Raw genomic sequence first — 19,920 nt, forward strand, 5'->3', positions numbered from 1 at the left:
AGTGGGCCCAGTAGCCCAGACTGATATCGATCCGAGGACCACCACCATGTCTCGTCTCACCACGCCCGAGCTCACCGACATCGACGTCAAGACGCAGGGCACGCTCGACGCCATCGCCAAGCAGTTCGGCTTCGCTCCGGGCATGTTCACCACGCTCGCCGCCAACCCGACCGTCCTTGAGATCGTGATGGGCCTGCAGGGCAGCATCGCGAAGCTCCTCGACGCGAAGACCCGCCACACGATCGCGCTGGCCACGTCCCACTCCAACGACTGCGACTACTGCTCGGCGCTGCACGGATACATCTCCGCGAACCTCGGAGGCATGTCCACCGAGGAAATCGAGCTGGCCCGCACCGGCGGCTCCACCGATCCCAAGCGTGCCGCCGTCGCTCGCTTCTCCCAACAGGTGATCGAGACCCGCGGTCAGGTGGGCGACGAGGACATCGCCGCGGTCCGCGAGGCCGGGTACACGGACCCCGAGATCCAGGCGATCGTCACCGTCGTGGTCGTCACGCTGCTCACGAACTACCTCAACAACGTCAACGACACCGTCGTCGACATCCCCGGTGCGGGCGCGTAACCAGCGACGTCGCGACTGCGTCGACTGGCACGGAGGTCGCCCCAATGAAAGCAACGAAACGAAAGCCAAGCATGAATCTCGAGAATCTGATCACCAAGCACCTCACTCGCTACTTCGACCCGAACAAGAAGATCCCGGAGGAGACCTTCCAGCTCCTGCTGCGCTACCTACGCAGCTCGCCGACGACGATCAACATCCAGCCGAACCACTTCCATGTGCTGGAGTCGCAGGCCGGCAAGGACAAGCTTGCGGACGCTCTCGTCGGCCGCTTCGAGGACAACGCGGAGAAGGTGCGGAACGCGTCGCACGCGATCGTGTTCACGACCCGCAAGGCGATTCCCGACGAGCACTTGCAGGAGATCTTCGCGAAGGAGCGCGCGGACGGTCGCTTCGCGGACCCGGAGATCCAGAAGGGATGGGAGGCTGGAGCGTCCGGCTTCGTGGAGATCCAGTCGGAGAACTATGGCGGCCACGTGCTCCACTGGCTGGAGAAGAACACGTACCTCGTGGTCGGCGCGACCATGATGGCCGCCGCTTCTCTCGGAGTCGACGCCACCCCGCTGGAAGGGTTCGACCGCGCGACGATCGACGAAGCGTTCGGCCTCACCGACACCGACTTCACCACGACGCTGCTCGTCGTGCTCGGGTACCCGGACGAGACGCGCGTCTCTCGCCAGCCGGTCTCACGCTTCGACGCCGAGAAGATCTTCACCCACATGTGACAACTGAGCGGGTGCGCGATCGGCGCGCCTGCTCGGTTCTGTGCAACTCGACTGTCCGGCGCCCGCACGTCTCCTCGACGGACGCCGGGCGGTCGACCTCTACCGACCTGGAAGAGGCCAAGATGCACGCAGACAGGACAGTCCAGAACCGCGCGGCGGACTGACCACCAAGATGCACCTGGCCGTCGAGTCCCTGCCGGACATCGACCAGGCCATGGACCAGGCGCGCCGGCAACTCGGCTCTCTTGACCTGCTCTTCCTCAACGCGGGCATCGCCCGCCCCGGCCCGATCGAATCAACCGACGAAGACGCCTTCGACGCCCTTTTCGACATCAACGTCAAGGGAAACTTCTTCACCGTGGGCGCCGCCGAAGGACTCGGGGCCGCGATGACAGCAGCCAAGGGCGCTCTGCTGCCCCTCATGCGGTCGCTAGCGCTCGAACTCGCCCCCCGCCGCATCCGCGTCAACGCCGTCAGCCCAGGACTGGTCGCACCGCAGCAGGTCGGCCAGCGAACGCCTGGCCTCCCGGTTCCCGAACGTCGTCATGGTCCACACACCCGTCCACGCCTCCTGGCTGAACCAGATAGGGATCTTCTTCTCCATCGTGGAGCGCAAGGTTGTCTCACCCAACGACTTCACGGACCCCGACCAGGTCCGAAACCGGCTCCGAGCATTCGAACACCGCTACAACGCCACGGCACAGCCATTCCAGTGGAGGTTCACCACCACCGACCTGGACGATCTGCTGGCCAGGCTGGACCGGCACACCGTCGATCACCACGAAGAATCCTCCGCCGCGCTGGCAGCGTGATCAACCCCCGAAGGACTTCCGGAATCGACCACTAAGAAAGGGCGCGGTGTTGCGTTCACGTCGCGCTCGGATCGCGCCAAGTCCCTCTACCGGCTGAGCCGCTTGCGCAGCTTGGGGGCGGAGGCCCGCTCCCACACCGTCAGCAGTTCCCGCTCCCTGGTGTGTGCGACGGCCTGCTCCCCGCCGTAGAGGACGCCCCAGGTGAAGCCGGCCTCGTTCGTCGTCTGGGCCGCCACGGCCAGGTCACGGATGGTGCCCCGGGCCACCACACTGTCCTGATGGTCGCCTAGGACCTTCTGGGCCGCTTTGACACGTTTACCCAAGCGCTTGGCCGGTTTACCGAGAGTTGGACGGGCGGCCTCAGCCGCGTAACGCACCTTCTTGGCGGCCTTGCGGGCCTCGTGAAGGGCCACGTCGCGCTCGGGACCCGGCGGCAGGTCCAGGGCGGGGGCCATGCGCTGGGCCAGGCGGTCGAACTCCTTGAGGACCGCCTTGGCCATGACCTTGTCCGCCGCCTTACCGGCCTTGGCACGCAGCGGTGGCTGCTGCCCGAGCGCGGCGAGGGAACCGAGCAGGGCCAGGTAGCGGCGCGAGCCCAGGGCGCCGAGACTGCGCTGGTGGGACTCGGAGCCGCGAGCGACGTTCCACGCCTGTAGCCGTGCCGAGACGGGGCCGAGGACGAGTTCTCCAGGTAGGGCTTTGACGCCCCGGGTGAGACGCTTCATCAGCACTTCCTGATCGCGTTCTGCGCCCAGCTCGCTGGCCAGCCACTTCAGATCCCCTCGGATCGCGTCTGTGACCTCGCGGTCCAGAACGGATCGGTACGAGCGCAAACAGCTGCGCAGGCGACGGCAGGCGACCCGCATCCGGTGCACCGAGTCGGGCCGGTCGCGTCGCACGGCCGGGTCGAGGGCGGTGAGGACGCGGATCTGCTCCCGTACGTAAGCGAGGACCTGCTCGCCGGCCGAGCCCGGAGCGAGGTCGGCGGCCTCGTCACGCTCGCCGGCCGGGACGGGCGCCATCTCGTCGAGGGCCCGCGCCAGCTTCGACGACGACTGCGCACGTGCGATGCCGTGCTCGCGCAGCCTCTTCTCCACTGCGTCCAGGAGAGCGGGATCGGCGTCCTCGGCAAGCTCTACTTCCATCTCGCGCCATGCCGCACTCCTGCCCTGTGCTCGCAGGGACTGCGCGCGCACCGCGTCGATGCTCAGTTCGGCCAGCACGCCACCTTCGGCGTCGACGAGATCGCGCACCTCACGGGTCGAGCGGATGCGCACCACTGGGGTCAGTTCGGCTCCTCGGGTGCGGGACAAGGCCAGGTCGCGCAGGGCGTCTGGGACGGCGTCCGTCAGGGCCGCCTGGACCTCCTCCCGGCTGTCGCCCGGCAACGGCAGTTTGAGGTGCCATCCGGCGTCGGAGCCGCCGGTCCTTCTTCGCAGTATGGCCGAAGAACCGGACAGCCGAAGATCATCGGTGTCGTAGTAGACCGCGTCGAGCTCCTCGATGCTCCGGTCGACAACCGAGGTGACGCCCTCCACTCGATCCAACGGGGGCAGCCAGGAGGTATCGGAGGACGACGGGACCTCGTACTTTCGCTCTGTCTCTTGCATCGACTGGACCATGCTCTACCGGTAGGCACGATTGACTGAACGAAACACAACCTTGGACATAAAGTCGCGATTGTGGGGGCCGCGAGTGCGGCACCAGCGGAGTAGGTACGTCCCGAACTCTGGCGTCCAGTCTTTCCCTCCGTTCTGGCACCGCCCTGCAGACCTCGACACCGGAGGTTGATGATCGCTCCTCGATGCGACCTGGCCCGCCTGGCCCATCTGATCGCCGACCTGCCCGTGGAGGTGCGGCAGACTGCGCTCGGACCGCGTGATGGCCCGCGATCGGCACCGCCCAACTCCCGGCCACGGCAGGGCCGCCCGCGCATGCACGGTGCCCCGTTCGCCCTGGCCAGGCCCACCACCTGGGGCGACCCGCAGACCGAGACCCGGACCGACACCACGCGCTACGGCACCGCGACCCGGTGCGAACCGCACGCGCGCATCAGGACGGCTGCGGTCGCGCGGGCCGTCGGCTCCGTAGCGATCGAGGGCCCGTACGACGTCGCCCACGATGCCGAGTTCGCCGGACGGATCCACGACTGGGCTGCCGAGGTCGCTGATGGCCGCCCGCGACACGCCGCGCCGGAAGTACAGATGTGCCGGTGGGGGCGGGCACATTGGCCCGCGGCGGGCGGAGGCGCGCGATACGGCAGGGCGCGATCGACCGCGGCGAGCAGGTCGTGGGCTTCGTCGAGGGTGAGAATCGCCAGACGCCGCGCTGCATCGTCCTGAGTCGCACGGCCCGGCGCGCGCTCGACGCCGAGTGGGATCGCTGCCGGTGGCTCTGGAACGAGTGCGTGGCCAAGTCCAGGCACGTCCACGCGCAGAGCAGAGCCGGCGGCGAGAAGCTGACGTGCGGTCCGGCCCAGCTTGGCGTGGTGGAGGCCCTCGACCAGATCCAGTTGCCCACGTGCGTAGCCTCAAGCAGTACGCATTCCGGTCTTCGCCACACTCCGGGTCTGACTGGGCTGTACCCGCGCTTCGAAGGTCGCATCTACAGCGCGGCGGAAGTGACCCACGGCAAGCCGGCACCCGACCTGTTCCTCCACGCGGCACGGCACATGGGATTCGACCCTCAGGTCTGCACCGTGGTCGAGGACAGCCGCTACGGCGTGCAGGCTGCCCGCGCCGCCGGCATGCGCGTGTTCGGCTACTGCGGCGGGCTCACGCCGGCACAGTGGCAGAACGGACCGGACACAGTGGTCTTTGATGACATGCGAAAGCTGCCGGCCCTCCTCACCCGGACGTGACCCTCGCACGCTGACCATGGGCATCGAGAAAAGCGAAGGACCGAACGTGGAACTGGAACTGCTGCCACTGGTCGGTGTCGGGCCGCTGCGGTTCGGCATGTCGGCGCAGGAGGCGCGCGACGCGGTCCAGGCGTGGGGGCTGCCGCGGGTCGCCTCCAGTGATCCGGAGCCGGGGCAGATCCTGCTCAAGCACGACGCGTCCGGTCTGAACGTGATGCTCGGCTTCACCATGGGCGCGTTGAGCGGCGTGGAGCTGTTCCGGTTCCTCGACGAGGACGCCGACGTGCGAGTGCTCCTCGACGGTCTCGACGTCTTCCGCACCCCGAGTGTGGACCTCTTCGAGCTGTTCGCGGAGCGGGGCCACGAGATCACCGAGAACGACCTTGGTTTCGACGAGCTGGCGGAGCTGAAGGTTGTCCTCGCCAACCAGAGCAGCTACGAGTACCCGGTGGACGAGGACGGGGACCCTCTCTACTACGACTACGTGCGCCTCGCGGACCAGATCTGACGCACGGTGAACCCACGGCAGCCCCGCTTGGCGCAGGCTCCGCGAGCCCCGAGCGCGGCACCGTGCGCCGGTGGTCTCCTGCGGCGGGTGCTGCAGAAGAACTCCACCCGTACTGGGTGCCACTGACCACCCGGGGCACGATCTGTACGCCTCCTTGGAGTTCTCGTGCCACCAGTGGGCATAGCGCGGATCGGTGCGCTTGACCTGGTTGAACTCCTTACGCAGCGCGGGCAGCGACCACGGCCGCCACGGCGTCAGCTCCTCCTCGGCGACCCCGTACGAGGCTTCCGCCTTCCGCTGCCACCACGAGGCCGTCACCCAGCCGACAGCCCAGTTGTACGCGCCCCGAGCAGCCCCGCAGTGCGACCGCAGCGCGGATTCCTCAGTCGCATTCGGGTCCAGGGCGAAACGGAACGCCTGCACCACAAAGCCCGGCTGCGCCTGGAACTTCTTCACCCTGAACACCCCCTCACTAGCCAGTCATTGACTATGCACCACGCATCATGGAACAGATCAACGGATGAGGCAAAAGCCCTGGATGCCTGGCGAGACGAGCACCCCAAGCGTCAGAGAAAAGAAGACGTTCGTTGAGATCCGACTATGCATCCCGCAGCAGTTGTTAGCCCCACCACCCAGGACTTCCGCGACCTGTGACCGCCCCAGCCTCCGGCTCACCGGGAGCCCCAGGGCCGAATCCCCGCGAGCGCTGGCACCTCCCAGCAGAAGACAAACTGTCTTCCCGTCAGAGACCGAGCACTGGGCGTCTCAAGCCTGCAGCAGGAAGCCGCGGCCGCGCTCGACGGGGTCCACCGCGGACCTCGCCCGGACGGCACGTCGTCCCCGTGCTCCTCGGCGAGCAGCGCGCGGGCACGCTTGGTCTCGGTCAGGTCTTGGTGCCGGAGAGGAATGAAACCAAGGCCTGTCGAGCATGCGTGAAGATCGCCCGAGACACGCGACAGGTGCTACTGCGCGAATCTTCCCCTTCTCACTCGGTGATAGCCGAAGGTCACCGCCCGAGGCCTCGATCACACCCGCTCAGACATCGGCGGGCCGCGAATCTGATCTTCCTCAGAGGCATAGGGTGAGGGCTTCCCTCAACCTGCTTCGGAGGTGTCTGCCCGGTGGCCGATAGCTTTGTTCACCTGCACAATCACACCGAATACTCGATGCTCGACGGCGCTCAGAAGCTCAAGCCGATGTTCGCCGAAGTCGACCGTCAGGGCATGCCCGCGGTCGCCATGAGCGACCACGGCAACATGTTCGGTGCCTACGAGTTCCACTCGGTGAGCAAGGGCTTCGACGGCGTCAAGCCGATCGTCGGGATCGAGGCGTACGTCGCCCCGTCCTCGCGGCGTAACCGGAAGCAGGAGTTCTGGGGGCCCGGCGGGCAGCGGGCCATGTCGGACGACGGCGAAGGCTCGAAGGACGTCTCCGGAGGCGGCCGGTTCACCCACATGACCATGTGGGCCGAGAACGTCCAGGGCCTCAAGAATCTCTTCTACATGTCCACCGAGGCGTCCTACTCGGGCCAGTTCCCGGCCGGCAAGCCGCGCATGGACATGGAACTGATCAGCGAGCACGCCGAGGGCATCATCGCGACGACCGGATGTCCTTCCGGTGCGATCCAGACGCGGCTGCGGCTGAACCAGTACGACGAGGCCCGCGAGACCGCTGCCACCTACCAGGAAATCTTCGGCCGGGAGAGCTACTTCCTGGAGCTGATGGACCACGGCCTGTCGATCGAGAAGCAGGTCCGGGACGGGCTGCTACGCCTGGCCAAGGATCTGAAGATCCCGCTCCTGGCCACCAACGATGCGCACTACGTCCACGCGGACCAGTCCGACGCGCACGACAACCTGCTGTGCATCGGCGTCGGCAAGAACAAGGCCGACGAGAAGCGGTTCCGGTTCTCGGGCAACGACTATTACCTCAAGACCGCATCCGAGATGCGTGAGCTGTTCTCGGAACTGCCGGAGGCGTGCGACAACACGCTGCTGATCGCCGAGCGCGTCCAGTCCTACGACTCCGTCTTCGAGAACGTCGATGAGATGCCGCAGTATCCCGACGTTCCCGAAGGGGAGACGCAGGAGTCCTGGCTGCGCAAGGACGTCCTCAAGGGACTGGAGATGCGCTACGGCGCCCCCATTCCCGACGAGGTCATGGAGCGCTTCGAGACCGAGATGAGCATCATCGGTCCGATGGGGTTCTCCTCGTACTTCCTCGTGGTCGCCGACATCTGCCGCCACGCGAGGGACAACGGCATCCCGGTCGGCCCCGGCCGAGGCTCGGCCACCGGCTCGATCGTGGCGTACGCGACCCGCATCACCGAGCTGTGCCCACTGGAGCATGGCCTGCTGTTCGAGCGGTTCCTCAACCCCGAGCGCATCAACCCCCCGGACGTCGATCTCGACTTCGACGACCGCCAGCGCGACACCATGGTCCGCTACGTCACCGAGAAGTACGGCGACGAGTACACCGCCATGGTCAACACCTTCGGCAAGATCAAAGCCAAGAACGCGATCAAGGACAGCTCACGGATCCTGGGCTACCCCTTCCAGCACGGGGAGCGGATCACCAAGGCGCTGCCGCCCGACATCATGGGCAAGTCGATCCCGCTGGACGGCATCTTCGACGCCGCCCACCCGCGCTACGGCGAGGCGGGCGAGATCCGGGCGATGTACGAGAACGAGCCGGACGTCAAGAAGGTCATCGACACCGCCAAGGGCGTCGAGGGCCTGACCCGCGGTACCGGCGTGCACGCGGCCGCAGTGATCCTGTCCAAGACGAAGCTGACCGAGCGCATCCCGCTGCACATGCGCGCCAAGGACGGCGTCAAGATCACCGGCTTTGACTACCCCAGTTGCGAAAACATGGGGCTGGTCAAGATGGACTTCCTCGGCCTGCGCAACCTGGGCGTCATCGACCACGCGCTGAAGAACATCCGTGACAACCGTGGCGTCCACCTGGCCACCGTCGACCCGGGCAACGGCGATGACCGGGTCAAGGTCATCCCGCTCGACGACAAGAAGACGTTCGAACTGCTGGGCCGAGGCGACACGTTCGGCGTCTTCCAGCTCGACGGCGGCGGCATGCGCGCCCTGCTGAAGCTGATGGAGCCGTCCCGATTCGAGGACATCGCCGCTGCTCTCGCCCTGTACCGGCCCGGCCCGATGGCCGCCAACGCGCACACCAACTACGCGCTGCGCCAGAACGGCAAGCAGGAACCGGCCCCGATCCACCCGGAGCTCAAGGAAATCCTCGACCCGATCCTGGGCTCCACCCACCACCTGCTCATCTTCCAAGAGCAGATCATGGCCATCGCCCGGACCCTGGCCGGCTACACGCTCGGCGGCGCCGACATGCTGCGCCGCGCGATGGGCAAGAAGAAGCCCGAAGTACTGGCCGCCGAGTGGCAGAAGTTCCACGACGGCATGGAGACCAACGGCTACTCGGAAGAGGCCATCAAGGCCATCTGGGACGTCATGCTCCCGTTCTCCGGCTACGCCTTCAACAAGTCCCACACCGCCGGATACGGCCTGGTCTCCTACTGGACCGCCTACCTCAAGGCGAACTACCCGGCCGAGTACATGGCCGCGCTGCTCACCTCGGTCGGCGACGACAAGGACAAGGCCGGCATCTACCTCGCCGACGCCCGCAAGCTCGGCGTCACCGTCCTGCCGCCCGACGTGAACGAGTCGATCGCCGAGTTCACCGCCGTCGGCGACGACGTCCGCTTCGGCCTGCTGTCAGTGCGCAACGTCGGCGAGAACGTCATCGAGTCGATCGTCGCGGGACGCCGCTCCGGGGGCAAATACACCTCGTTCGCCGACTTCCTCGACAAGGTCGACCTCCCCGCACTCAACAAGCGCGCCGTCGAATCCCTGGTCAAGGGCGGCGCGTTCGACTCCCTCGGGCACACCCGCCGGGGCCTGTCAGCGGCGCACGAAATGGCCATCGACGCCGTCGTCCCGCTGAAGAAGGCCGCCGCCTACGGGCAGGACGACCTCTTCGCAGGGCTCGGCGCCGAGGCCAGCGACGACAGCATCGCGATGATGCAGGTGGAGATCGGCGAGGAGGAGTGGCCGCGCAAACAACTCCTGGCCACCGAGCGGGAGATGCTGGGCATGTACGTGTCCGCGCACCCGCTCGACGGCGCCGACCACATCCTCTCCACAAACCGCGACTCCACGATCGTCGACCTGCTCGCCTCAGGCCGCACCGAGGGCACCACCCGCCTGTCCGGCCTGATCACCAGCGTCCAGCCGAAAATGACCAAGCAGGGCAACGCCTGGGCCATCGTCAACCTCGCCGACCGCGACGGCACGATGGAAGTCCTCTTCTTCCCCGCCACCTACCAGCTCGTGGCCGGCGCCCTGGTGGAAGACGCCGTGGTGTCCGTGCAAGGCCGCATCAACGACCGCGACGGAACCGTCTCCATCTTCGGACAGGAGTTGCAGGTGCTGGACGTATCGTCGGCCGAGCGCTCAGGGGCAGCCCCCGTACAGCTCGCACTCCCCTACCACCGCATCACCGGGCAGTCGGTGAAAGTGCTGGGCCGCATCCTCGGCGCGCACCCCGGGGAAAGCCCGGTGCGCCTGGCGGTCCGGGGCCCCAGCAAAACCACCGTGTACCAGCTCGGGTCGAAGGTAGACGCGACGTCAGTCGCCTCGGACATTAAGGGCAGTTTCGGCGCCGATGCATGGCAGGGCGTGGCGTGACCGACGTGACCGAGGAGCAGCAGTCCGGGATCCAGGACGACGAAGAGATCCTCCTCAAGATTGAGGTCACCCCGCCGTGTCCGAAGTGCGAGGAGACGACGGTACTCGTCGCTCAGTTCGCGAACGCGTGGACAAACAGACGCGGCCAGGATGTCCGAGGGCTCAGGGAAGCAGCGCTCTGTGTGAGCACCGGCTGCGACCCGGACAACCCAGCGGCGGCCGACCTGTTGGCGCTCTTCGCCGTCGACAAGGAAACCTCGCCGGACAACCTGGAGACGTTCAGCGGGCTCACCGCGGCCTCGCTGAAGACGGACCGCCACCATACGGCCGACGAGGAGCCGCTCAACAAGCAGCTCGAACCGGCGGCAGCTGACCTGTTGGCGCTCCTCGCTTCCGATAAGGGACTCTCCCCGGACAACCTGGAGACGTTCGGCGGGCTCACCGCGGCCTGGCTGGAGTCGGTCCGCCACCGTACGGCCGACGAGGAACTGCTCAACGGGCAGCTCGAACAGTGGCAGCGAGGCGACCTGTAGCCGCCGCCCCCGACATCGGCAGGGGCACAGAACACGAGAGGGGCCCGGTCTGCAATCAAGCAGCCGGGCCGCGGAACGCGTGAGGGGGACACGCAGCCCGCACCCCTGACCGGGCCGCCGGCCATGCACAAGCGCGCCATGGCCGCGTGAGCAAGCCAGCCCCAAAACCGGCCCCGCGACCTGCCCGAACCCAGCCTTCTGCAACACGTTTGGGCCGTGTCTCGAAAGCGAATCAAGGTATTGGTGATGGCGGGTCACCTTGCGGAGCTGGGCTCACTGCCCTGGCGATCTGAGGAGGTGGGCAAGTTGGCCGCTGTGGTGCTCGTTCACGGCCTGTATCACCGCCCTGAGCACTTCGACATGGTGGCGGAACGCTTGCGGAGCACGGGAACCGAGGTCGTCGTTCCCGAGCTCCACCGGGGCTCGTTGGCTGCTGACACTGCCGTCGTCCAGGCCGCTATCGATGCACTGCCGGAGCCTGCGATTGTGCTCGGTCACTCCTACGGTGGGTCGGTGATCACCGGGGTGCGTGGCGCGGGGCACCTGGCCTATCTGGCGGCCTTCGTGCTGGATGTCGACGAGAGCGCGGCCGGGCTGGGTGGGGCATCCTCGCAGCTCCAGGACGCGATCAGCTCTGAGCCGGATGACTCGACCAGTCTGCACCCCGACCGGGCTATTGAGCTGCCCCGAGTTTCGTAGCGGCCGGTTTCTCTGGTTTCAGGCGGCGTTTGGAGCTGCCTGCGATCGGTAGTGCCGGGCCTCGAATTCCTCGGGTGGGAGGTAGTCGAGGGCGGAGTGCAGGCGCTCGGTGTTGTACCAGCCGACCCATTGGACGACGGCACGTTCGACCTGGTCAGCGTCCCGCCAGGGGCCTTGATGCTCGATGAGCTCGGCCTTGAAGGAACCGTTGAGGGCTTCGGCCATCGCGTTGTCATAGCTGTCCGCGACGGAGCCGACAGATGCGGTCGCGCCGGCCTCAACCAGCCGCTCACCGTACCGAATTGATACGTATTGCGACCCGCGGTCGCTGTGATGAATCAGACCCGAGCCCTTCTTGATTCCCCGCCGCCACAAGGCCATCTCCAGTGCGTCCAGCGGGAGATCGGTCCGCATGTGGGTGGCGAGCTGCCATCCGACGATCATCCGCGAGTACACGTCCAGGACGAAGGCGACGTATACCCAGCCCGACCAGGTGCGGATATAGGTGAGGTCGGCGACCCACAGCTGGTTCGGCCGGCTCGCGGTGAAGCGCCGGTTGACCAGATCGGGCGGCCTGGGCGCGGTCGGCTCGGGGATCGTGGTGCGGCGCCGCTGCCCGCGGATCACGCCTTCCAGGCCGTCTTCGCGCATGAGGCGCTCGATGGTGCAGCGGGCCGTGGTGATGCCCTCGCGCCGCAGCTGGCGGTGGATGCGCCGGGCTCCGTAGGTCTCGCCGGACGTGTCATGGATGCGCCGGATGTGCTCGATGAGCTGTTCGTCGCGCAGGCGCCGGGCGGACTTCGGGCGCCGACGGCGGGCATTGAATGCCGAGACCGAGAGGTCCAGTTCCCGGCATACGGGCTCGACCCCGAAGTCGTCGCGGAGGTGGTTGATCACCGCGTCAGCCTCGTGCGGGGCTGGTCGAGCTCCTTCGCGAAAAACACCGAGGCGGCCTTCAGGATCTCGTTTGCCCGACGCAACTCGGCTATTTCTTTGCGGAGTTGGGTCAGCTCGGTCCGTTCGGCGGTGGTCAGCAGATCAGGCCGGTCACCCTTGTCCGCCTCGGCCTGGCGGACCCAGCCGCGCAGGGCCTCCTTGTGGATGCCCAGGTCCTTCGCGACATGAGCGACCGGACGGCCCGAGGTCTGGACTTCGCGGACGGCTCGCTCACGCAGCTCGTCGGGGTACTTCCGTGGTGCAGGCATCGGACCTGTGTTCTCCCATCTGCCGAGGCGATCATGCCTGGCTTCAGGGCCGCTACAAAATCCGGTTCAGCTCATATCGACCCCCTCTACGGCGACTGCCCCGAACGCCTAGCCGCCTGGGCAGTTGGCCTGCTGCGTGCACAAGCCCCCGGCTGCGGGCGAGGAGTCCCAGAGCACCACAGCTGGAAGCACACTCCCGCCACCTACGTCGTCTGTGCACAGGACCGGGCCATCGACCCGCGCCTGCAACGGAAGATGGCCTCCCGCTGCACCGATGTGCGCGAGTGGCAGACGGGCCACTCCCCGTTCGTCGGGCAGCCCGATCTCCTCGTAGAACTCCTAGGGGAACTACTCTCGCCACCGACACCCCGCGCAGTCGAGACGACGGAGTCACAACCACTCGTTGATCGCAGCGATGAGCACAGTCGCTTCGTAGCGGACGGCGAGTTTCACCTGACGGGCGGCGACCGCGCGGTCCAGCGCTACTTCACCACCCTCGCCGACCAACTGCCCGCCCACACCTGGCAGCCGTGACCGACGTCTCCTCGCCGCTGCCGCCACGCTTCCCGCGGGACTCGGGATCAGCCAGCCGTCCGCCATGCGGCTCTGCCGACGGCGCATCGGGTTCAGTCGGTGATGTACCAATTGCTCTTGAGGTACTCCAGGGTGCTGCTGCCGAGCTCGCTCTCGGAGAAAGTGACGGAGGCCCTGATCGCTTCGGTCGGGATCTCGACCTTGTCGGGAGCCAGCACAGCGACGCGCTGCGGGTCGACCGTCGCGGTTCGCAGGGCCTTCTTCTGCGCAGGCGAGATCATCTGGAACGTGACGATGAACGTCGACGTGCACGGGCCGAACCCCTGGTCCTCTGCCTGCTTCGCGGCGGGCCCGGCCACTTCGCAGACCGTGTCGATGTCCTCACGGCCCACAGCATGGAGGTACTGCTCGTACCGCTGGATCGCGCCCTCCTTCGTCCTGGGCACGGGCTGGTCCCCGGTCGGCTCGGCCGACGGCTTCTCGGTCCGAGGAGACGCGGACGGCGTGGCCGACGGTTCTTCGGGCCGCGCCGATTCGGACGACTGCGAAGGCTTCGCGGCCGTGGACGTGTCTTCTTCCGACTTCTCCGGACCACACGCGCACGCGGCCAGCGCCACGCAAGTCGATACCGCCACACTCACCAGCGTCCGAACTCGCATCCAGTCCCCCTCAGCAACAGTCGGCACAAAGGAGGACACGCGAGATCTGGGGGAACGGTTCCTGAGCCGGTCCGTATGGGGCATGTTCCGCGTCCCGAGGACCGCCGGGTCATAGGTATCCCAGACACGCCCCCAATCACGAATTTCCGCTATTGAGCCGCTACTCCGTCCCGCACCCGGGTCGTTGAATGCCGTCAGGTACGCATCCTGCCAAGTTACGGACCAGCGTCATGTGTTTGATCAGAACTGTCCACGGAGTCAGCTGACGCCTGGATCTCCGCGACAGCGCCCGACGGACCAGGTAGCCGGCTCATGATGGCAATGGACTGCCCTCCAAGACGCGGGAGATATTGCTGTCAACTCGACTGCGGCAACAGAGGCACGCCGCCGGTGACCCAGCCGAAGGCAGGAATGATCAGGTCCTCTCCGAGGATCTCGATAACCGCCCTGGAGACGACTGGAGTCCAGCGCAGCATCACGCCTCCTTCAGGCTGGCCAGCGAGCCGACCATCAGCATGGCCTGGTAGCTGATCACGGGCTTCCACGCCTGCGAAGCCTTGCCGTTGCTGAGGTCATAGTCAGATCTCAGCAATCCGTGCGTTTGCGCACAGATGGTCCTTAACGGTGTCACCACAGCCCGAGCTGGGCGGTGGTGTCCTGTTGAAGGTCTCGCGGTTCCTTCCGCCTGTGGGGCGGGTTTGCGCCACCTGCCCGCACCGGGTCAGCTTTGCGGCTGGCCCGGCTGGCGCGGGTCTTCTGGTCGGCTCCACGCGGTTTCGGCACGCTGGGCGTGCCCCGGTCTCCGGCCACTCCGGTACCGGTTGTGCCGGCCGATGCGAGGTCGGCGAGGTTACGGGCAGCGTTCTCGTCCCGGTCGATGACCAGGCCGCACGCGTCGCAGGAGAACACTCGGACGTGCAGGGGCAGTTTGGCTTTCACCGTCTTGCACGACGAGCAGGTTTTCGAGGACGGGTACCAGCGCGAGGCGACGACCGTGGGGCAGGCGTTGCGCTGGCCTTTGTAGGTGAGCTGACGGCGGATCTCTGCGAATCCGGCATCGGCGATCTTCCGTGCCAGACGGCGGTTGCGGAGCATGCCGGCGACGTTGAGGTCTTCGACCACGACGGTGCCGTACTCGGCACGCACGGCGGTGGTGAGCTTGTGCAGGGCGTCTTCGCGGAGGTTCGCCACGCGGTGGTGCACGCGGTTGCGTTCGGCGTTCGCCTTGACCCATCGTTTCGATGGTTCCCGGCGGATGGTCTTGCCGGTGGCGGGGTCGTGCACGGCCGGCCCCTGGCGGCGCGACACACGACGGGACAGACGCCGCAGCCGCTTTTGTTCGCCCTCGTAGTGCTTGGGGTTGTCGACGTAACCGATCTGTCCGGCACTGTCGGCCATCACCGCGAGCACCTTCACCCCGAGGTCGATACCGACTGCGACACCAGGACGGGCCACGGGGGTGATCTCCAGCTTGACCTCGGTCTGGAAGGACACGAACCAGCGGCCCCGCTCATGCCGCACCGTCGCGGACAGGATGCGTGCCATTCCGGCCTGCACGCGGGCCACAAGCTTGACGGTGGACTCATGGGTGCGGATGGTTCCGAGCACCGGCAGCGTCACGTGCCCCTCGTCGGCCACGCGGATGCTACCGGTGGTGAACCGGCACGCAAGACGGGCCTTGCGCTTGGACTTGAAACGTGGCGTACCCATGCGGGCGCCCTTGCGGCGGCCGTTCTTCGACTTCGCGTAGTTGTCGAACGCGGCAGCCGCGTTGGCCAGGCCGGTGCTGTACGCCTCCTTGGAGTTCTCGTGCCACCAGTCGGCATAGCGCGGATCGGTGCGCTTGACCTGGTTGAACTCCTTACGCAGCGCGGGCAGCGACCACGGCCGCCACGGCGTCAGCTCCTCCTCGGCGACCCCGTACGAGGCTTCCGAATTCCGCTGCCACCACGAGGCCGTCACCCAGCCGACAGCCCAGTTGTACGCGCCCCGAGCAGCCCCGCAGTGCGACCGCAGCGCGGATTCCTCAGTCACATTCGGGTCCAGGGCGAAACGGAACGCCTGCACCACAAAGCCCGGCTGCGCCTGGAACTTCTTCACCCTGAACACCCCCTCACTAGACAGTCATTGACTATGCACCACGCATCATGGAACAGATCAACGGATGAGGCAAAAGCCCTGGATGCCTGGCGGGACGAGCACCCCAAGCGTCAGAGAAAAGAAGACGTTCGTTGAGATCCGACTATGCATCCCGCAGCAGTTGTTAGCCCCCTGCGACCCGGACGACAGGCGGCGCCCACCGAGCCCGCCCGCGGGTCCCGACATGCGGCTACCGCACCCGCGTCACGATCACCACGGCATGACGGGTTGTACCTGCCAGCACCTCAACCACCAGACCATGCGACGTCGTCACGTACGACTCGCCGCCAGACAGCACGGCTGCTGGTCAGAGGTCGAGGACGGCGCGTAGGGCCTGGTCGACGCGGGCCATGGTGGCGGGGTCGACGGTGCCGCGGTGGGTCGCCTCGGCGAAGCGGACGGCGCGCAGTTGTTGGAGGTTCACGGCGACTGCGGTGCAGGGGATCGGGTCGGCAATGACGACGGACATGGCGGTGTCGGGGTAGCGGCCGGCGGGGTGCAGCACGATCGTGAGGACGGCTCCGTACGCCTCGTCGAGGCCGGTCAGGGACACCACCAGGACGTGACGGTCATCGGGCAGGGACCAGACATCCCCGCGCTTGATCTCCCCTGTCACAGACTGTCGCCCTCGCCCGCCAGGTCCTGGCCGAGGCCGAGCGCGGCGAGCTGGTGACCGGCGTCGAGGGTCGCGGCGCGGCGGGCGGCGCGGACGATGTAGGCATTGGTGCTCAGACCGGCCGCCTTCGCCGCCTGCCTGATCGCGGGTGCGAGCTCGTCGGGCACGCGCAGCGTCATCGGGGTAATCGACATGACACCAGACTAGACACCACAAAGCGGTGGCGTCACGTAATGGCAGCGATTTGCCCGGCCCTGGCGCCTACGCCCGTGACAGTCAGGCAGCGGCGGTCACAGACCGGTGCCGTAAAGGGGCACTGCCCCGGTAGCGGCGGGCGGCAAGACCGTGATCGAGGGCTTCGCCGATCGCCTCACACAGCGACGCCTGGACGTCTGCGGCGGCACCCCGTCAGGTCCGCGCACACGCCTTCGACCGCCGTCAGCCCTGCCGCTCTGGACTCGCGGTCCGGAAAGGACTTGCCTGACCCCGGCGCTGCGCCGATGTACGTCAATGATTCAACGGGCCTCGTGCTCGGCGACGACGGCCTGCTCGCCTATCCCACCAGCGGCTGAGCTTGCTGTCGATGACGCCACACCGGCGTTCGGCCTAGCCCGAGGAACCGGCCTCGGCGTCCGTGACACCGAGTCGCGGCCTAACCGAGGAACTGGTGCCCGGAGTACCGAAGTTGGCCGTTCGGATCGCCGCGGCTGTTGGCAACGGCATTCCTCTCCCACTTAGAAGTCATCTCGTTTGATGAGTCGGCGGTAGCAGATGAGGGTGCAGGCGATGCTTGTGAAGGCGAGGAAGTGCTGGGCTTTGCGCTCGTAGCGTCGGTGGAGGCGGCGGCTGCCGGCGAGCCAGGCCGTGGTGCGTTCGACGGTCCAGCGGTGGCGGCCCAGTCGCTGTGAACTCGACTCTTTTCCGCGCGATGCGGTGCTGGGTGCCGCGCTGGTGTAACCATCGTTGCAGGTGGGGGGTGGTCGTAGCCGTTGTCGGCGTGGTGCTTTGCGGGCTTGCGTCGTCGGCGTCCGCGGCGGGAGCGGATCGGCGGCATCTCTTGCACGAGGGGGATCAGGGCCTGGCTGTCGTGCACGTTCGCCCCCGAGATTGCGACGGACAGCGCCTGTGGGAGCGGAGCACAGTCGGGTGCCTTGATTGGGCAACACGAACCCCGGGGAGCCGGAATAGGATGAATAGGGACATAAGCATCGCTCGCCGACTGTCAGGGAGCGGCAGATGGACGCCTCGGACGAACTCCTTCGAAGCACTGCTCCGTCGGCTCTTCTGACCATGGACGGTGCCATCCACAGCCTCAATGCCGCGATGGCCAGGACGCTGGGCAGGTCAGCGGAGCAATGCGTGGGTCGTGACTTCGGTAATCTGTTGCCCGCGAGCCAGCGGCTGTCAGCCGAGAGTCTCTTGGCCCACGCCGCCACGACGAGGACGGTCGTGATGAGGGTGCTGGAGTTCCCCGGGCCGGGCCAAGCATCCGTTATCTGCTTGATCGAGGCGCGGGCAGTGAATGATCCCACAGGTGGCGAGCAGCTCGTCTGGGTGCACTCGTTGCACGCTGAGAACGACCTGAGCGGTCTGCTGATTACGTTCCGATTGGCGGCCAAGGCCGCCAATCTCGGTCTGTGCATGTGCGCACCCCATGACCACCAGGTGGAGTGGATGGGCGGCGCACCCGCCCTGGCGTTGCTGTTCCCGGAGGCCTCGGCGTCCTTGTCCAGCGTAGTGCGGCGAACCCACCCGGATGACCGGGAGGCCCTGCGGCGGCTCGTGCGTACGGCCGCCGTCCAGTCCCCCTGGATCGGGTTGCGGTACCTCACTGAGAACGACGACTGGCACCATCTGACCTGCCAGGCCCGTCGGATCAACCTGGGATACGGCGGCCCAGAGCGGACCTTCGCGGTGGTCCGGGACGACACTCAGCGGCAAGCGCGCCGACGGAGAGCGCTGGTCGCGCTGAGTGCTGAGCGACAGCGCGCCGACGAGGTCGCCGACTTCTCCTCCGCCCTGATCACCGCAGCCACGGAGCAAGAACTGCAGCAGGTCGTCCTGACCCGGCTCGCTGCGACCTTCGGTGGCACCGGCGCCGCGCTGGTGCTCGTCGACGAAGGCCGCCTGCGCGCCTTCTCCGATGCCGGGATCCCGCTGCCGGTGGCCAAAGCTCTGCAAGACCTGTCTCTGGACGCTCCGAACCCGCTCACATATGCGATCCGCACCGGCAAGCCACAGTTCATTCCCAACCAGAATGAATACATCCGCCGCTGGTCGCACAGTGTCACATTGCCGTGGATCGACCAGATCGGCGCCAACTTTGCTGTCTCAACAAGCCCCCTCAGCCCGCTCGGCGATCAACCGCTCGGGGCCTGGGGGGTGACCTACGACAGCGAGCACCACTCGTCCCCGCACGAGCGTGCCCTCATGACCACTCTGACTGATCTAGCCGGCCAGGCACTGAAACGCATCAGATTGCAAAAGGCACGTATCGAGCTGGCTACGGCGCTTCAGCAGACCATGCTCCCCACGCTACCGGAGCACCTTCCAGGCCTGGAGGTCGCCGCTCGCTACCGACCGAGCCAGGACGGGCTCGACATCGGCGGAGACTGGTACGACGCCTTCGTCATGCCCGACGGCGCGGTCGCCCTGGAGATCGGTGACGCTCAAGGGCACGACGTGGACGCTGCCGCTCTTATGGGACAAGTGCGCTCGTCCGTGCGCGCGATCGCCGCCCACGAACCAGATCCGGGAACCATTCTGAAGCGCGCCAACGAGTTGCTCGTCACGATGGGCGTCGAACGCTTCGCCAGCTGCACCATGCTGCATCTCGATACCCCCGACGGAAAGGTCACTGGCACCAGCGCCGGCCACGTGCCGCTGCTGTGTGCGCACAAGGACGGCAGTCACGACGTCCGCGAGCTGCCGGGAGGGCCGGTTCTGGGAGTCGTGCCCGAGGCCGATTACGCCGAGGTGACCTTCACCCTGGACGAGGACAGCGCGCTGGTCATGGTCACCGACGGCGTGGTGGAAGCGCCCGGCTTGACGTTGGATGCCGGGCTGGAGTTGGCCGGATCACTGGCTGGCAAAGCCCTCCACGCCGGGCTGAACGCAGAGGCGACCGCTGACCGAATCCTCGACGCAGCGATCGCGGTGGACCACATTGATGATGTGGCTGTACTGGTCATCCGACGCACAGGATGACGCCCGGAGTGGCCGGCCGACAGGGTGCAGCGCAGCGTGCTCTCCGGCTGCTGGATGAAGCAGATGCCGGGGATCTCGATGTGCTCGGCTGTGGCAGCGCGCTTCGGGCTCATCGGTCGCCTCCCGCG

Annotated in this window: 14 protein-coding genes and 6 pseudogenes; 12 read left to right on the forward strand and 8 right to left on the reverse strand. The window is 66.8% G+C overall.

Translation table 11 applies throughout. From position 1 onward, the window contains the following. Positions 1-46: 46 nt before the first annotated feature. From OG456_RS38550 to OG456_RS38565, 4 genes and pseudogenes are all read left to right on the forward strand, one after another. A complete protein-coding gene (locus OG456_RS38550; protein ID WP_266569763.1) occupies positions 47-580 on the forward strand; it encodes a carboxymuconolactone decarboxylase family protein in 534 nt (177 codons plus the stop codon). 71 nt (positions 581-651) lie between these two features. Beyond that, positions 652-1,302, forward strand: a complete 651-nt coding sequence (locus OG456_RS38555; RefSeq protein WP_266569764.1) for a nitroreductase family protein — start codon at positions 652-654, stop codon at positions 1,300-1,302. Between the two features lie 172 nt (positions 1,303-1,474). Beyond that, a pseudogene (locus OG456_RS38560) lies at positions 1,475-1,747 on the forward strand (SDR family NAD(P)-dependent oxidoreductase); the annotation flags it as partial. Between the two features lie 100 nt (positions 1,748-1,847). Next, on the forward strand, positions 1,848-2,114 hold the full coding sequence (locus tag OG456_RS38565) for a hypothetical protein (protein WP_266570798.1): 267 nt from the start codon (positions 1,848-1,850) through the stop codon (positions 2,112-2,114). Between the two features lie 86 nt (positions 2,115-2,200). Here OG456_RS38565 and OG456_RS38570 read toward each other — a convergent pair whose 3' ends face one another. Beyond that, positions 2,201-3,736: a CYTH and CHAD domain-containing protein gene (locus tag OG456_RS38570; protein WP_266569765.1), complete on the reverse strand. Its 1,536-nt coding sequence runs from the start codon at positions 3,734-3,736 to the stop codon at positions 2,201-2,203. A 195-nt stretch (positions 3,737-3,931) separates the two neighbouring features. On the opposite strand from OG456_RS38570, the pseudogene OG456_RS50595 reads away from it, so the two are divergent. The 3 genes and pseudogenes from OG456_RS50595 to OG456_RS38580 all read left to right on the forward strand — a co-directional run. Continuing rightward, positions 3,932-4,141, forward strand: a pseudogene (locus tag OG456_RS50595) (transposase); the annotation flags it as partial. A 185-nt stretch (positions 4,142-4,326) separates the two neighbouring features. Further along, entirely contained in the window at positions 4,327-4,974 is a 648-nt protein-coding gene (locus tag OG456_RS38575) for an HAD-IA family hydrolase (protein WP_266569766.1), read from the forward strand. Between the two features lie 16 nt (positions 4,975-4,990). Beyond that, complete coding sequence (locus tag OG456_RS38580; RefSeq protein WP_266569767.1) at positions 4,991-5,482, forward strand: hypothetical protein; 492 nt, start codon at positions 4,991-4,993, stop codon at positions 5,480-5,482. Between the two features lie 336 nt (positions 5,483-5,818). On the opposite strand, the pseudogene OG456_RS38585 reads toward OG456_RS38580, so the two are convergent. After that, positions 5,819-5,947: pseudogene (locus OG456_RS38585) on the reverse strand (hypothetical protein); the annotation flags it as partial. Between the two features lie 656 nt (positions 5,948-6,603). Between OG456_RS38585 and dnaE the strand changes: the two are divergent. The 3 genes and pseudogenes from dnaE to OG456_RS38600 all read left to right on the forward strand — a co-directional run. Further along, positions 6,604-10,200, forward strand: coding sequence for a DNA polymerase III subunit alpha (dnaE, locus tag OG456_RS38590; protein WP_266569768.1), 3,597 nt, complete (start codon positions 6,604-6,606; stop codon positions 10,198-10,200). Then, a complete protein-coding gene (locus tag OG456_RS38595) occupies positions 10,197-10,733 on the forward strand; it encodes a DUF6300 family protein (protein WP_266569769.1) in 537 nt (178 codons plus the stop codon). Before dnaE ends, OG456_RS38595 begins: the two co-directional genes overlap by 4 nt. Positions 10,734-11,039: 306 nt before the next feature. Beyond that, a pseudogene (locus OG456_RS38600) lies at positions 11,040-11,414 on the forward strand (alpha/beta fold hydrolase); the annotation flags it as partial. A gap of 36 nt (positions 11,415-11,450) precedes the next feature. On the opposite strand, the gene OG456_RS38605 reads toward OG456_RS38600, so the two are convergent. Further along, positions 11,451-12,637, reverse strand: a protein-coding gene (locus OG456_RS38605) for an IS3 family transposase (RefSeq protein WP_266557049.1) whose coding sequence is annotated in 2 segments (ribosomal slippage) — positions 11,451-12,370 and positions 12,370-12,637 — 1,188 coding nt in all. Because the reading frame shifts where the segments join, the coding sequence is not laid out codon by codon here. Here OG456_RS38605 and OG456_RS50600 point away from each other — a divergent pair. Beyond that, positions 12,554-12,991 (forward strand): annotated as a pseudogene (locus OG456_RS50600) (alpha/beta fold hydrolase); the annotation flags it as partial. The gene OG456_RS38605 and the pseudogene OG456_RS50600 sit on opposite strands and share 84 nt — an antisense overlap. A gap of 272 nt (positions 12,992-13,263) precedes the next feature. Here OG456_RS50600 and OG456_RS38615 read toward each other — a convergent pair. The 5 genes and pseudogenes from OG456_RS38615 to OG456_RS38635 all read right to left on the reverse strand — a co-directional run. Beyond that, positions 13,264-13,617 carry a hypothetical protein gene (locus OG456_RS38615; protein WP_266569770.1) on the reverse strand — a complete coding sequence of 118 codons (354 nt, stop codon included), beginning with the start codon at positions 13,615-13,617 and terminating at the stop codon, positions 13,264-13,266. A gap of 840 nt (positions 13,618-14,457) precedes the next feature. Continuing rightward, entirely contained in the window at positions 14,458-15,930 is a 1,473-nt protein-coding gene (gene tnpB, locus OG456_RS38620) for an IS607 family element RNA-guided endonuclease TnpB (RefSeq protein ID WP_266569771.1), read from the reverse strand. A 346-nt stretch (positions 15,931-16,276) separates the two neighbouring features. After that, positions 16,277-16,585 carry a hypothetical protein gene (locus OG456_RS38625; protein ID WP_266569772.1) on the reverse strand — a complete coding sequence of 103 codons (309 nt, stop codon included), beginning with the start codon at positions 16,583-16,585 and terminating at the stop codon, positions 16,277-16,279. Next, positions 16,582-16,779: a YlcI/YnfO family protein gene (locus tag OG456_RS38630; protein WP_266569773.1), complete on the reverse strand. Its 198-nt coding sequence runs from the start codon at positions 16,777-16,779 to the stop codon at positions 16,582-16,584. Before OG456_RS38630 ends, OG456_RS38625 begins: the two co-directional genes overlap by 4 nt. Before the next feature lie 540 nt (positions 16,780-17,319). Then, positions 17,320-17,717: pseudogene (locus OG456_RS38635) on the reverse strand (transposase); the annotation flags it as partial. A 104-nt stretch (positions 17,718-17,821) separates the two neighbouring features. Here OG456_RS38635 and OG456_RS38640 point away from each other — a divergent pair. Then, entirely contained in the window at positions 17,822-19,792 is a 1,971-nt protein-coding gene (locus OG456_RS38640; RefSeq protein ID WP_266569774.1) for a SpoIIE family protein phosphatase, read from the forward strand. Positions 19,793-19,920: the final 128 nt, after the last annotated feature.

This window comes from Streptomyces sp. NBC_01446, from assembly GCF_026340095.1.
GTDB classification, from domain to species: Bacteria; Actinomycetota; Actinomycetes; order Streptomycetales; family Streptomycetaceae; genus Streptomyces; species Streptomyces aureus.